Source organism: Sphingomonas sp. (assembly GCF_035714405.1).
Classification (GTDB): Bacteria; Pseudomonadota; Alphaproteobacteria; order Sphingomonadales; family Sphingomonadaceae; genus Sphingomonas.
In genome coordinates this window covers 18,237-31,451 of record NZ_DASTMA010000018.1, presented here as the reverse complement: position 1 = coordinate 31,451, position 13,215 = coordinate 18,237, and the positions used below count along the sequence as shown (strand labels likewise).

The 13,215-nt window shown below is 68.2% G+C and carries 15 protein-coding genes; 6 read left to right on the top strand and 9 right to left on the bottom strand.

What is annotated here, in order from left to right:
- Positions 1 to 49 precede the first annotated feature (49 nt).
- The 3 genes from VFQ64_RS06975 to VFQ64_RS06965 form a co-directional block, all read right to left on the bottom strand.
- Positions 50 to 532 carry a GAF domain-containing protein gene (locus VFQ64_RS06975; protein WP_325102581.1) on the bottom strand — a complete coding sequence of 161 codons (483 nt, stop codon included), beginning with the start codon at positions 530 to 532 and terminating at the stop codon, positions 50 to 52.
- A 46-nt stretch (positions 533 to 578) separates the two neighbouring features.
- A complete protein-coding gene (gene arfB / locus VFQ64_RS06970; protein ID WP_325102580.1) occupies positions 579 to 1,001 on the bottom strand; it encodes an alternative ribosome rescue aminoacyl-tRNA hydrolase ArfB in 423 nt (140 codons plus the stop codon).
- 404 nt (positions 1,002 to 1,405) lie between these two features.
- Positions 1,406 to 2,053, bottom strand: a complete 648-nt coding sequence (locus VFQ64_RS06965; RefSeq protein WP_325102579.1) for an RNA pseudouridine synthase — start codon at positions 2,051 to 2,053, stop codon at positions 1,406 to 1,408.
- A gap of 46 nt (positions 2,054 to 2,099) precedes the next feature.
- On the opposite strand from VFQ64_RS06965, the gene VFQ64_RS06960 reads away from it, so the two are divergent.
- Positions 2,100 to 2,756: a M15 family metallopeptidase gene (locus VFQ64_RS06960; RefSeq protein WP_325102578.1), complete on the top strand. Its 657-nt coding sequence runs from the start codon at positions 2,100 to 2,102 to the stop codon at positions 2,754 to 2,756.
- Between the two features lie 140 nt (positions 2,757 to 2,896).
- Here the strand turns inward: VFQ64_RS06960 and wrbA are convergent, their stop codons facing one another.
- Positions 2,897 to 3,499 carry an NAD(P)H:quinone oxidoreductase gene (wrbA, locus tag VFQ64_RS06955; RefSeq protein WP_325102577.1) on the bottom strand — a complete coding sequence of 201 codons (603 nt, stop codon included), beginning with the start codon at positions 3,497 to 3,499 and terminating at the stop codon, positions 2,897 to 2,899.
- A 103-nt stretch (positions 3,500 to 3,602) separates the two neighbouring features.
- The gene (locus tag VFQ64_RS06950; RefSeq protein ID WP_325102576.1) at positions 3,603 to 4,331 is read right to left on the bottom strand and encodes a pirin family protein; all 729 of its coding nucleotides are present in this window, start codon (positions 4,329 to 4,331) and stop codon (positions 3,603 to 3,605) included.
- Positions 4,332 to 4,551: 220 nt separating this feature from the next.
- On the opposite strand from VFQ64_RS06950, the gene VFQ64_RS06945 reads away from it, so the two are divergent.
- From VFQ64_RS06945 to VFQ64_RS06935, 3 genes are all read left to right on the top strand, one after another.
- The gene (locus tag VFQ64_RS06945; RefSeq protein ID WP_325102575.1) at positions 4,552 to 5,454 is read left to right on the top strand and encodes a LysR family transcriptional regulator; all 903 of its coding nucleotides are present in this window, start codon (positions 4,552 to 4,554) and stop codon (positions 5,452 to 5,454) included.
- Positions 5,455 to 5,730: 276 nt separating this feature from the next.
- On the top strand, positions 5,731 to 6,432 hold the full coding sequence (gene ctrA / locus VFQ64_RS06940) for a response regulator transcription factor CtrA (RefSeq protein WP_325102574.1): 702 nt from the start codon (positions 5,731 to 5,733) through the stop codon (positions 6,430 to 6,432).
- Between the two features lie 172 nt (positions 6,433 to 6,604).
- Positions 6,605 to 6,853 carry a hypothetical protein gene (locus VFQ64_RS06935; RefSeq protein ID WP_325102573.1) on the top strand — a complete coding sequence of 83 codons (249 nt, stop codon included), beginning with the start codon at positions 6,605 to 6,607 and terminating at the stop codon, positions 6,851 to 6,853.
- A gap of 123 nt (positions 6,854 to 6,976) precedes the next feature.
- Here the strand turns inward: VFQ64_RS06935 and VFQ64_RS06930 are convergent, their stop codons facing one another.
- Positions 6,977 to 8,620, bottom strand: a complete 1,644-nt coding sequence (locus VFQ64_RS06930; protein ID WP_325103403.1) for an amidohydrolase — start codon at positions 8,618 to 8,620, stop codon at positions 6,977 to 6,979.
- Positions 8,621 to 8,772: 152 nt separating this feature from the next.
- On the opposite strand from VFQ64_RS06930, the gene VFQ64_RS06925 reads away from it, so the two are divergent.
- Entirely contained in the window at positions 8,773 to 10,020 is a 1,248-nt protein-coding gene (locus tag VFQ64_RS06925) for a threonine ammonia-lyase (RefSeq protein WP_325102572.1), read from the top strand.
- A 13-nt stretch (positions 10,021 to 10,033) separates the two neighbouring features.
- Here the strand turns inward: VFQ64_RS06925 and VFQ64_RS06920 are convergent, their stop codons facing one another.
- On the bottom strand, positions 10,034 to 10,282 hold the full coding sequence (locus VFQ64_RS06920; RefSeq protein ID WP_325102571.1) for a hypothetical protein: 249 nt from the start codon (positions 10,280 to 10,282) through the stop codon (positions 10,034 to 10,036).
- 176 nt (positions 10,283 to 10,458) lie between these two features.
- Between VFQ64_RS06920 and VFQ64_RS06915 the strand changes: the two genes are divergently transcribed.
- The gene (locus VFQ64_RS06915) at positions 10,459 to 11,229 is read left to right on the top strand and encodes an arginyltransferase (RefSeq protein WP_325102570.1); all 771 of its coding nucleotides are present in this window, start codon (positions 10,459 to 10,461) and stop codon (positions 11,227 to 11,229) included.
- Between the two features lie 159 nt (positions 11,230 to 11,388).
- Here VFQ64_RS06915 and VFQ64_RS06910 read toward each other — a convergent pair whose 3' ends face one another.
- Both VFQ64_RS06910 and VFQ64_RS06905 read right to left on the bottom strand, forming a co-directional pair.
- The gene (locus tag VFQ64_RS06910) at positions 11,389 to 12,192 is read right to left on the bottom strand and encodes a transglutaminase family protein (protein WP_325102569.1); all 804 of its coding nucleotides are present in this window, start codon (positions 12,190 to 12,192) and stop codon (positions 11,389 to 11,391) included.
- A 28-nt stretch (positions 12,193 to 12,220) separates the two neighbouring features.
- On the bottom strand, positions 12,221 to 13,156 hold the full coding sequence (locus VFQ64_RS06905; RefSeq protein ID WP_325102568.1) for an alpha-E domain-containing protein: 936 nt from the start codon (positions 13,154 to 13,156) through the stop codon (positions 12,221 to 12,223).
- Between the last annotated feature and the right edge of the window lie 59 nt (positions 13,157 to 13,215).

Here is a 13,215-nt window from a genome sequence, read left to right as displayed (position 1 = left end):
TACCATCGCGGCCGGGGAGTCGCCAGCCGCGCGGCTGTCCCGTTCCGGGTCAGCCCAGCCGCGCGCCGAGCAGCCGCGCCAACGCTTCGCACCCGGCCGCATCCTCCGCGTCGAACCGCCCCGGCGACGGACTGTCGAGATCGAGTACGCCGATCAGCCGCTCCCCCGCGACGATCGGCACCACCAGCTCCGACCGGCTCGCGGCATCGCAGGCGATGTGGCCAGGAAACGCGTGGACGTCGGCCACCACCTGCGTCTCCCGTGACGCCGCCGCCGTGCCGCACACGCCTTGGCCGAGCGGGATGCGGATGCACGCCGCCTTGCCCTGAAACGGCCCGAGCACGAGTTCGCCGTCGAGCAGCCTGTAGAAGCCCGCCCAATTCAAGTCGGGCAGATATTGCCAGATCACCGCCGCTGCATTGGCCATATTGGCGACGGCGTCCGGCTCGCTGGCGGTCAGCGCGTCGATGGCGGCGAGCAGGTCGCGGTAGAGGTCGGCCTTGGTGCCCGCGGCGATGGTGAAGTCGTACATGGAGTACGATGTAGCCATTCCTCCCCTGCAAGGGGAGGATTACCCGCTACTCCGTCACCTTCCCCCGACCCGCCTTCACCGCCGAGCGTTTGACCTTGCTGTCCACCCGCCGCGCCTTGGCGGCCTTGGACGGCTTGGTCGGGCGTCGGCGCTTGGGCACGACCGTGGCCTCGCGGATCAGCTCCAGCAGCCGCTCGCGCACCTCCTGCCGGTTGAGCAGCTGCGACCGCGAGCCCTCGCTGCGCAGCACCAGCACCCCATCGCGCGTCATCCGCGTTCCCGCCAGGATCGCGAGCCGGTCCTTCACCGCCTCGGGCAGGTTCGGCGACGCGGCGACGTCGAAGCGCAGCAGCACCGCGCTGTCCGTGGTATTGACATGCTGCCCGCCCGCCCCGCCGGAACGGGTGAAGCTCTCCTCGATCTCGTCGCTGTCGATCGCGATGGAGCGGGTGACGGGGATCGCGGCCATGTCTTCTCGTTTATCACTCCGTCGCCGGGTTCACAAAACGGCGGCGCGCCCGGAGCAGCGCTCCATCTTGCTCAATTGCGGACGCTCACGTCTTGACCGAAACTTGCGACTGAGAACGCAAGATGAGGTGCCTGCAGAGGCGCTCTAATAGCTGGCACCTTGCCTGCGTGGCAAAGCGGCTATAACACGGCCCGATGGCGCTTACATGGACTGTCCTCATTATGGGTGCAGCTACCGTATTTGGATTGCCGCTGGCAATCCTTTGGCTAAACACTCGTAGGCGGAACGCGGGTTGGTGGTTTTTGCTTGCTCTGTTCACGTTCTTTACGTTGGCAAAGCTTGCAGAAGGCCGGTAGTTCGGCGCTTCTTCTGACAGCGGCAGCTAATCACTACGCTTAGAAACCTTAATCCCGCCAAGCCCCGAACCGCTCCGGCAAGGGCGCCTCCGCTTCGATCGGCGGCTTCGCGCCCCTCGGCACCACCAGCTTCGCCGCATGGAGCAGCGTGCCACCCTTGTCGGCCCGCCCGTACACCGGATCACCGACCACCGCCGCGCCGAGCCCGGTGGCGGCATGAACCCGAATCTGGTGGGTGCGGCCCGTCTCCGGGCGAAACTCGACGAGCGACCGCCCATCCTCCGTCCGCAGCACGCGCCAGGCGGTGCGCGAGGCCTTGCCCTTGGGGTCGGCGACCATGCGCCAGCCCGCCGCCGCGCTCGACACTTTCAGCAGCGGCAGGTCGATCAACCCCTCCTCACCCTCCGGTACGCCGTCGAGCACCGCCAGATAGGTCTTGTCCACCTCGCCCGCCTCGAACGCGCGCTGGAACCGCGCGCCGGCCTTCGGATTGCGCGCCAGCAACAGGCAGCCGCTGGTGTCGCGGTCGAGCCGGTGCACCGCCACCGGCCAGCGCTGAAAGCCGAAGCGCAGCTGCTCCATATGGTTCTCGAGGCTGAGCGAGCCGTCGCGCGGGCGATCGACCGGCAGGCCGGCGGGCTTGTCGATCACCAACGCTTCGCCGTCGAGAAAGAGGATGCGGTCGGATTCGAACATACCCGCGCCTTGCCACCACGCGCACCTCCGTGCCAGTGCCGCGGCGATGCGCAGCCTCCTCGCCCTCGCCGCGCTCTGGCCAGCCGCCGCGCTTGCGCAACCCTGCGTGCCGACCAGCGCGATCGCCGCGGATGGCCGGGTGCTCGGCCACCTTCCCTATGGCGGCGTCGCGCCCGAGTTGCTGGTCGAGGCGCCCGAAGGCTTCGCGCTGCGGGCAGGCTGCCGGATGCGCGCCGAAGTGGCGGCCGACCTCGCGCGCCTGCTCGCCGCTGCCGCCAGCGACCCGACCACCGGCGGCGAATTGCGCGGCGCATCCTGCCACCGCAGCCTCACCTGGCAGGCGAGCGTGTTCTGCGCCGAAAGTCATCGCGATCCGGCTTTGCGCGCCATCTCGGTCGCACCACCGGGACACAGCGAGCACGCCACCGGCTTCGCGGTCGATTTCGCGATCCGCCCCTCGCCCAACTGCCCCGACGTCGCCGGCTGCATGGCCGCCCTGCCGCCCTATCGCTGGCTGGTAAGGAACGCCGCCCGTTTCGGCTTCGAACAGAGCTTCCCGGCCGGCAACAAGCAGGGCGTGAAGTGGGAGCCCTGGCACTGGCGCTGGGTCGGCGCAACCGCAGCGGCGCCGGGTGCTGCGAGGGCCAGGTTCCTGTTCGCCAAGGCGCGGAAGCTGTACCCAGCGGGGCCGACGGTCCCCTGATCCTCCCCGTTCACGGGGAGGGGGACCGCTCGGCGCAGCCGAGTGGTGGAGGGGGCGGGCCACAAACAGTTGCTCCCGTGGAGAGCCCCTCCGTCAGGTGCTTGCAGCAGCTGCCACCTCCCCATTCATGGGGAGGAGCGTCAAGCCCGCAACTTCCCCGCCGTCTCCGCCACCCGCTTGCCCAGATACCGCGCCCCATCCAGCTCCGCCGCGCTCGGCTGCCGCGACCCGTCCCCATCGGCGATCGTCGTCGCGCCATAGGGCGAACCGCCCTTGACCGTGTCCACCCCATTCTGTCCGGCAAAACCATAGTCGAGCCCGACGATGGTCATGCCCATGTGGAGCAGATTGGTAATGATCGAGAACAAGGTCGTCTCCTGCCCGCCATGCTGGCTGGCAGTGGAGGTGAACGCAGCGCCGACCTTGCCGTTGAGCGCGCCGCGCGCCCACAGCCCGCCCGTGGTGTCCCAGAACGCCGCCATCTGGCTCGGCATCCGCCCATAGCGCGTCGGCGCCCCGACGACGATCGCATCATAGCCGGCGAGCGCCTCCGGCCCCTCGATCAGCGGGTGGGAGCTGTCGGTCTTGAAGTGCGCCGCCTGCACCACCGCGTCGGGCGCGGTTTCGGCGACCCGGCGGATATCCACCTCCGCGCCGCCTGCGCGAGCGCCCTCGGCTACGGCGTCCGCCATCCGTTCGATATGGCCGTAGGAGGAATAATAAAGCACCAGAACCTTGGTCATCGTCGTTTCTCCATGAAATGGCAGGGACAGCGGGACCCCGGATCAAGTCCGGGGTGACGCGTACTTCCGTCATCGCGGCCTTGAGCCGGGATCCCGCTTCTTCTTATTCCGCGTCTACCAGGACGATCTCGGCATCCTCGATCGCCTCGATCCGATAGCTGCCGGCCGCCAGCGCCACGCCGTCGCGCGCCTCGATGCGCTCGCCGTCAATCTGCAAGGCTCCGGTGGCCGGCACGAGATAAGCATGCCGCCCCTCGCCCACGTCGTGGGTCAGCGTTCCACCGGCCGCCAGCGTCGCCGCCATGACCCGCGCCTCCGCCCGGATCGGCAGCGCGTCGGCGTCGTTCGCGAACCCGCTCGCCAGCGTCACCCACTGCCCCGATCGGTCGTCCTTCGGAAATGGCTTCGCCCCCCAGCTCGGCCGGCCGCCCTTCGTCATGGGCTCGATCCAGATCTGGAAGATCGTCGTCGTTTGGTCCTCCGCGTTGAACTCGGCGTGGCGCACACCGCTGCCCGCGCTCATCACCTGCACGTCGCCCGCGACGGTGCGGCCGCGATTGCCCATCGAATCCTCATGGCTGATCGCGCCCGAGCGGACATAGGTGATGATCTCCATGTCGCGGTGCGGGTGCGGCGGAAAGCCGGCGCCGGCGGCGATCTCGTCGTCGTTCCAGACCCGGATCGCGCCCCAGCCCATGCGGGCGGGATCATGATAGCTTGCAAACGAGAAATGATGCCGCGCGTTCAGCCAGCCATGGTCGGCATGGCCGAGGCTGGCGAACGGGCGCCGGTCGGCCTTGGCATCGATGCGGGTCAGGGTGTCGGTGGTCATGTTCGCCTCCTGTCTGTTGAGGGTAATATGGAGCGCGCCTTAGGCAAGTAAACGGAAACCCTGGCAACGCATCGTTGCCTAAATCCCCCTCCCGCTTGCGGGGGGGGGCTGGGGGAGGGCATGTTCTAATCGTGGTCTGTCACACCCATCCCCTCAACCCCTCCCGCAAGCGGGAGGTGAGATCAGGTGGCCCCTCCCGCTTGCGGGAGGGCAATGAGACATGAAACTACCCGACCTCGAAGCCTGGGCAGTGTTCGCCAGCGTGGTGGAACACCGCTCCTTCTCCGCCGCCGCGCAGGCGATCGGAGTCAACAAGGCGACCGTGTCCAAGGCGATCGCGCGGCTGGAGGCGCGGCTCGGCCAGTCGCTCTTCCACCGCACCTCGCGCCGGCTGGCGCTGACCGAGGCCGGCAAGCCACTCGCCGAGCACGCCCGCCGCCTGCTCGCCGACGCCCACGCCGCCGAGGAGGCCGCGCGCGACGGGGCGCAGTCCCCGGGCGGACGGATCCGCGTCGCCGCCCCGCTCGGCTTCGGCATCGCCAACGTCGCGCCCTTGCTGGCCCGCTTCCTCGCGGAACATCCGCGGGTCGAGATCGACCTCCAGCTCTCCGATGTCCGGATCGACATCGTTGCGGAAGGCGTCGACGTCGCGCTCAGGATAGCCGATCTTCCCGATAGCTCTCTACGCGCCCGCCGGCTCGGCGACATCCGCACCCACCTGGTCGCCGCCCCCGACTATCTCGCGGCGTACGGCACCCCCAGCCACCCCTTCGAACTCGCCCGCCATCGCCTGCTCACCTACAGCAACACGCCCGGTTCCTGGCGCTTCCATAGCGGGAGCGGCGAAGAGGCGAGCATCCACCCGCACGGGCCGCTTGCCGCCAACTCCGGCGAGGCGCTGGTGCCGTCCCTCCTCGCGGGCCTCGGCATCGCGCGCCTGCCCGGCTTCATCATCGGTCCGCATCTGCGATCTGGCGCGTTGGTCGAGCTCCTTCCCGACTGGCCCGCGCCGGCGATCGGCCTCCATCTGCTGACCCCACCCGGGCGGTTGCGGCCGGCGCGAGTCGAGGCGTTGATCGCATTCCTAGGCGAGCATCTGCGTGATCCGTGCGAAGGCGCATGAAAGGGCGCTGTCCTACACGCCGCCGACCTGTCAACGCCGAGTCATGACCAGCCATGCCCTCACCCGACGATGATGATCGGCCGGATCGCGACGACGTTTCTAGGCCTAAATTTTCCCTAAACACCCGCCGGTCGCACGTCCTGAGTCGGTGGCATCGTGTCCCGCGACTCGCCGGGATTCCTCGCTTAATGCCAAATTAACCTTTTGCCTTCAGATGTTCTTTGGTTAATTGATCTCGGCGGTTCGGTAACGGACAGCAAACGGGGGGAGTGCCAGATGCGCGTATTGCTGATCGAGGACGAGCCGACGACCGCCAAGGCGATCGAACTGATGCTCACGACCGAGGGGTTCAACGTCTACACGACCGACCTCGGTGAAGAGGGCTTGGACCTGGGCAAGCTGTACGATTACGACATCATCTGCCTCGATCTCAACCTGCCGGACATGCACGGTTACGACGTGCTCAAGAAGCTCCGCGTCGCGCGCGTCTCCACGCCGGTTCTGATCCTGTCCGGCGTCAACGAGATGGACTCCAAGGTCCGCTCCTTCGGTTTCGGCGCGGACGATTACGTCACCAAGCCCTTCCATCGCGAAGAGCTGGTCGCCCGCATCCACGCCGTCGTCCGCCGGTCGAAGGGCCATTCGCAATCGGTCATCAAGACCGGCAAGCTGGCGGTCAACCTGGACGCCAAGACCGTCGAGGTCGACGGCGCCCGCGTCCACCTGACCGGCAAGGAATATGCGATGCTGGAGCTGCTCTCGCTCCGCAAGAGCACGACGCTGACCAAGGAAATGTTCCTCAACCACCTGTATGGCGGCATGGACGAGCCCGAACTGAAGATCATCGACGTCTTCATCTGCAAGCTCCGCAAGAAGCTCAGCATGGCCTGCGAGGGCGAGAACTATATCGAGACTGTCTGGGGTCGCGGCTATGTGCTGCGCGAGCCCGACGAGGTTGTTGCGGCGAAGGTTGCGTGACCGTAACGTAGGTTGCAAATACAGTAGCTTAGCCGTTCGTAGCCTGACATAGGTCAAGGGCAGATCGGCGCGTTGTTCTATCCCCCCCCCCGCTTGAGGGGACGGGATCATGGACGCGTCACTACGGTTCGAAGCACAGGATGGACCGCCGTCCAGAGGACGACTGGATGCCGTGCTTCGCGACGCCGCGCGCGAGTTCGACGCACCGATCGCGCTATTCTCGCGCCACTTGGACGATCCGGACCGGCCCGAGCCATCCACGCAAGCGAGCGCGCCCGTGACCAGCAGCGCCGGCGTCAATCTTGGTACGCTATGCGTCCTCGGGCTATCGACCGGCTCGCCCGACCCGGCCAAGCTCGACCGGCTGAACGCACTGGCCGACCGCGTGGCCGCGACTCTGCAGGACCAGTCCATCCTCTGATGGCGCTGCCGGTCGACTCGTCCGCATCTTCCGCGGTGAAGGCCGGGCCCCAGTCCCCACGCATTCAGTAGCCGACCGCTCACCTCACCAGAGAGGCGGCTCGCAATGGCCGAGCCTTGGCGACTACTTCCCGCGTTCCCATACCTTCTCGCCACTCACCCACGTCTCTTCCACCCGCGTCGCGCGCAGCTCGCTCGGGCTCGCCAGCATCGGATCGCGGTCGACGATGATGAAATCCGCGCGCTGCCCCACCGCCAGCGTCCCGAACTGCTTCTCCGCAAAGCCGGCATAGGCCGCTCCCCCGGTGAACGCCCACCAGGCCTGCTCGCGCGTCACCCGCTCCTGCGGCTGCCAGCCGCCGAACGGCTGGCCGGCTTCGTCCGCGCGCGTGAACGCCGCCGCCCAGCCCGCCCAGGGGTCCGGCCGCTCGACCGGGAAGTCGGAGCCGAAGGCGAGCTTGCTGCCGTTCCTCAGCATCGTCGCCCAGGCATAGGCGCCGGTCAGCCGCGCCGGCCCGAGCCGCGCCTCCGCCATGGTCCGGTCGCTGGTCTGGTGGACCGGCTGCATCGACGCGATCGTGCCGAACTTCGCAAAGCGCGGCAGGTCGGCGGGATCGACGATCTGGGCGTGTTCGACCCGCCAGCGACGGTCGCCCTTGTAGGTTTCCGCCATCAGCGCGATCGCATCGAGCACCTGCGCGTCGGCGCGGTCGCCGATCGCGTGCACCGCCACCTGCCAGCCGTCCATCGCCGCGCGGCTCATCCGGTTCTGCAGCTGCGCATCGGTCATGAAGCCGGCGCCGACCTGTCCGGGCGCATCGGCATAGGGCTGTTTCAGCCACGCCCCGCGCGAACCGAGCGCACCATCGGCGTAGAGCTTCACGCCGACCATCCGCAGCTTGTCACCGTACAACCACGGCGTCGGCCCGGCGCCGCCGACCTGCAGCGCCGTCTCGACGCCGCTGCTATAGCCGATCACCCGCACCCGCAGCGCGCCGCGATCTCCCATCCGGCGATAGGTCAGCCAGTCGTCGATCGTCGTGCCCATATCGGCGGCAGCGGTGACGCCGCTCGCCAGCAGCAGCCGCTGCGCCTGGACGAAAGCCGCGTCGCGCTCCTTGGGCAAGGGCGGCGGCACAACGCGCTGCACCAGCTCCTGCGCCGCGTCGACGAACACGCCCCCAGGAGCTCCCCCAACCTGCGCGCCCGTCTTCTCGATCCGTCCGCCCGCCGGTGACACGGTGCGCGCGGTCACCCCCGCTTCGCGCAACGCCATCGTGTTTCCCCAGCTGGCATGGCCATCGGCGCGCGACAGCCACACCGGCCGATCGCTCACTGCCGCGTCGAGATCGGCTGTGGTGGGAAAGCGTCCGAGCTTCCACCGCTCCTGGTTCCAGCCGCCGCCCAGGATCCACTTCCGCTCCGGATTGGCGGCGGCATAGGCGCGGATCTTCGCCTGCGCCTCCGCCAGGCTGTTGGAGTCCGACAGATCGAGCGCCATCGCCCGGAAGCCGAGATCGAGCACATGCCCGTGCGCGTCGATGAAGCCGGGCAGCAGCACGCGGCCCTTCATGTCCGCGCGCCAGTCGAGCTTCGCCGGCCGCTTGTCCTCCCGCCGCAGCAGCGCCGTCACCTTGCCGTCGGGCGACAGCAGCAGCCCGGTGAAGCGGACGACCTTGCCGTCCTTGTCCATCGTCACGCCGTTGACGTTGTCGACCAGCGCGTCGGCGAACGCGGCCGTTGGGACCAGCGCAAGCAACACCCCCATCGTCAGCCCGGCCTTGAGCCGGGGTCCCGCTGCCTTCAGCCGGTCGAGGAAGCGGGCCCCCGGCTCAAGGCCGGGGTGACGGAAAGGTGAGCTGAACATCCTCACCGGATAAGCCGTGTTCCCCCACCGCGCCAGATGGTCTAGCCGGCACCATGGCCACCCCTGCCCGTTCCATGTCCGACGACGCGCTGCCCGTCTCGATCGACGACGTCCGCGCCGCGCACGCCCGTATCGCCGACGCGATCGTCCGCACGCCGACGCTGATCAGCCGCACGCTATCCGAACTCACCGGCGCGACCGTGTATCTGAAGTTCGAGAACCTGCAGTTCACCGCCGCCTATAAGGAGCGCGGCGCGCTCAACACGCTGCTGCTGCTGTCCGACGCGGCCAAGGCGAAGGGCGTGATCGCCGCGTCCGCCGGCAACCACGCCCAGGGCTTGGCCTATCACGCCCACCGCCTCGGCGTCCCCGCCACCATCGTCATGCCGACCACCACCCCGACGGTGAAGGTGACGCAGACGCAAGGACACGGCGCTGACGTCATCCTGGTCGGCGACACCTTCGACGCCGCCTACGCCCATGCCCGTGTGCTGGAGGGCCAGCGCGGCTTCACCTTCGTCCACCCGTTCGACGATCCACGCATCATCGCCGGCGCTGGCACGGTGGCGGTGGAGATGCTCGCCGACGTGCCCGCGATCGACACGGTAGTCACCCCGATCGGCGGCGGCGGCCTGATCTCGGGCATGGCGACCGTCGCGCGCGCACAGTCCCGCTCGATCGAGGTGATCGGGGTCGAGGCAGAGCTGTTCCCCTCGATGTACAACCGCCTCAACGGTACCGAACTGCCGTGCGCCGGCGACACGCTTGCGGAGGGGATCGCAGTGAAGGAGCCCGGCGGCATCACCGCGCGCATGGTGGGCGCTCTGGTCGACGACATCGTGCTCGTGTCGGAACGGCGGCTGGAGGAGTCTGTCAGCCTGTTGCTGCAGATCGAAAAGACGGTGGTCGAGGGCGCAGGCGCGGCCGGGCTGGCGGCACTGCTCGCCTATCCGGAACGCTTCGCCGGCCGCACCGTCGGCGTCGTGCTGTGCGGCGGCAACATCGACACCCGTCTGCTCGCCAACGTCCTGCTCCGCGACCTCGCCCGCTCCGGCCGCCTCGCGCGCATCCGCATCCGGTTGCAGGATCAGCCCGGCGCGCTGTTCAACGTCGCGCGTATCTTTGATCAGGAGCGGGTCAACATCCTCGAACTGTCACACCAGCGCATCTTCACCAACCTGCCGGCGAAGGGACTCAGCCTCGACGTCGAGTGCGAGACGCGAGATCAGCGCCATCTTGATGGCTTGCTAACGGCGTTACGCGCCGCGAACTACGTCACCGAACTGGTCAGCATCGCATGAGCCCGTCACGAGCTCACGGGCTGGTCGGCCTGTCATCCCCATCATCATTGAGGATGGCGATCACCACGATCGCGATGATACCGCCAAGGAGAAGCAGCGCGAACACGCCACCACCGCCGCCGGCAAGCTGACTCTCGTCAACGGTCGGTGTGCTGGAACGCGACGGCTGGGAAATGGTGGTCGCGGGCGCGGCACTCGCCGCAACTGGCGCCATCACCATCGCCGATGCAGCCGCGAAGGCCGCGAAGTACTTGAAACTCATATGCCAACTCCCTGACATTCCGCGCTAGAACGTCGCCGTCAGGCAATCCGTTCCGTCCGGCGCGCAGTTGAATGATAGGTCGACACCATTAACCCTCTTTGATGGTAAAGCCGCTTTTCAGTACGCCCCGAACGATTCATAACGGCCGCTATCGCTGTTCAGGAGCTCCCCCGCCGGTGACCGCGCCGTTTCGATTCCCGCGTTTCTTCGTCACCAGCCCGACGGCGTGCCCCTATCTACCGGGCAAGCAGGAGCGCAAGGTGTTCACCGAGCTGACCGGTGTCCATGCGACCGAGCTCAACGACGCGCTCGGTCGCATCGGCTTTCGCCGGTCGCAGGGCGTCGCCTATCGGCCGAGTTGCGCGGGCTGCACTGCCTGCGTCTCCGTCCGCGTAGTCACGCCGGACTTCGTGCCAAACGCGACGCAGCGCAAGCTCCTGAAACGCCATGCCGATGTCGAGGTCACCGCCTGCCGGCCTTGGGCGACCGACGAGCAGTATCAGCTGCTCCGCCGCTATCTGGCGACGCGCCACCCCGGCGGCGGCATGGCCGGGATGGACGAAGAAGACTTCGCCGACATGGTGGAGCATTCGCCCGTCAACTCGCTGATGATGGAATATCGTCAGCCCGCGGCGCACGGGCGGCGCGGCAAGCTGCTCGGCGCCTGCCTCACCGACCGCCAGGCGGACGGGCTGTCGATGATCTACAGCTTCTTCGCCGCCGACCTGCCCGACCGGCCGGGGCTCGGCAACTTCATCATCATGGACCACATCCTGCGCGCCCGCGACGCGGGGCTCCCCTATGTCTATCTCGGCTACTGGATCAAAGGCTCGCGGCGGATGGCCTACAAGGTCCGCTACCGCCCGATCGAGGTGCTCGGCCCCGCCGGCTGGCGACTGATGACCGAGCGCGAGCTGGCCCCCGCGCGCGAGCTGGAGCTGGCCTGAGCCGAGGTTGCGGGTAGCAGCGAGCAGGACCTTCCCTCCTGCATCTTCCCCGGCGAAGGCCGGGCCCAAGCGCCACCAACTCGATCGGAGCGGTCGGCACATGCCGCCGAGCATCTCGAAACGAGATCCGTACTGCGGCGGGGAAGCCCTGCTCTCCCTCTACGCCTCCCGGCTCACCGCCACATCGACCTCCAGTTCCTCCGCGCCCGCGCCCAGCCGCGATCCCGCCACCGGCGCCGCACCGGCCGCGTCCAGCGCCACTGCCACGCGCACATATTCCTCTTCGGGCGACATGCCCGTCGTCGGGTCGAACCCGATCCATCCCAGACCTTCGACATGCGCCTCCGCCCAGCCATGCGGCGCGGGGCGGTGCTCGCCATCGATCTCCCACAGGTGATAGCCCGATACGAACCGAGCCGGTGCGCCGAGCGCACGCGCCGCAACGCAGAAGATCTGCGCCAAGTCGCGCGGCGTGGCACTGTCTCGCGCCCAAGCGGCGCCCGCGTCCAGCCCCGGGTCGCCGCGCCCGCGCTCGATCGCGAACCGGGCGTGCAGCGCGCGGTTCAGCGTGTGCAGCCGCTCGACGGCGGTTCCCGTCGCGACCTCCCGTGACCAGCGACAGATCGCCGGATCGGCCGGTGTCGCCCCGGTGGGACGCAGGAACAGCGCCGGTGGAAGCGGCTCCGCAACCCCTAGCACACAGCCGTCGGAATGGCTGGTCAGTACCTCACCTTGCACCGCGATTTCGACGGTGGTCAGCGGCCCCTCGGCATACAGCATGGTAACGTGATTGCCGAAGCCGTCGCGCCCCTCGCGCATCCGCGCATCGCAATCGACATGCACCCGCCACGAGGCGACCGTCTGGTCATGCGAGTTGCCTGGCGTCAGCCGCAACAGCTGCACGACGCGGCTCTGCGGCACCGTGAAACGATAGGTGGTGCGATGATCGACCGACAGCCTCATGAAGGCACCACGTCGGCGAGGGTACCCATTACACGAACGTGAACTGCCGCCCGATCGCGGCATGGAGCTGCGCGTTCTCCTCGATGAACGCCTCCAGATACTGGTGCAGTCCCGCCGCGATCACTTCGCGCGAGCGGGTGCGCGCCATGCGGGTCGCGCGCAGCCGCGCCATCCGATCCGCCTCGCCATGCCGCCCAGTATGCTTGGCCAGTTGCCCCAGCACCTCGACCACCTCCTCCGCCGACGCCGCGAGGCTGCGCGGCATCTCCGAGCGCGCAAGCAGCAGCTCGACAACGTTGGCGATCGTCAGCCCATCCGAATACAGCCAGCGATAGGCAGTCACCGCCGACACCGTCTGCAGGATGGTGGTCCATTGGTCGCGGTCCAGCACGCCGCCGACGCTCTCGCCCTCCGGCAGCAGCAGATGGTATTTGACGTCGACCAGCCGCGCGGTGTTGTCGGCGCGTTCCACCGCCTGACCAAGGCGGATGAACCAGGTCGCCTGATTGCGCAGCATCCGGTGCACGGCGCCCTCGAAGCCGCGGCACTCGTTCTGCACCGCCTCGACCATCCGCAGCGAATCCGACAGCTCGCAATGCTCCGGCCGCTGCGCGAAGGACAGCCAGGCGCGGTTGATCGCCGCCCAGGCTTCGCGCGTCAGGGCGGTCCGCACCGCCTTGGCGTTCATCCGCGCCATGTCGAGGCAGCGCACCACCGACCCCGGGTTCGACGCATCCACCGTCAGAAAGCATGCCACCTCCGTCTGCCCGGCATGCGCGCCGGTGGCGGCGAACGCCTCTTCGCGATCGGTAACCGCCAGCGCCGATTCCCAGGCCGCCTCGCCCGCCGGCCGCGACGACAGGGTATCCAGCCGCGCCGTCGCCTCCACCAGCCGCGCGACAAAGTCCGCCCGTTCGAAATAGCGGCCGAGCCAGTAGAGCGAGGAAGCCGTGCGGCTCAGCATAGTGTCCGCACCTCGGCACCTTCACCCTGCCCGGCGAAAGCCGGGGCCCAGATGCGGTA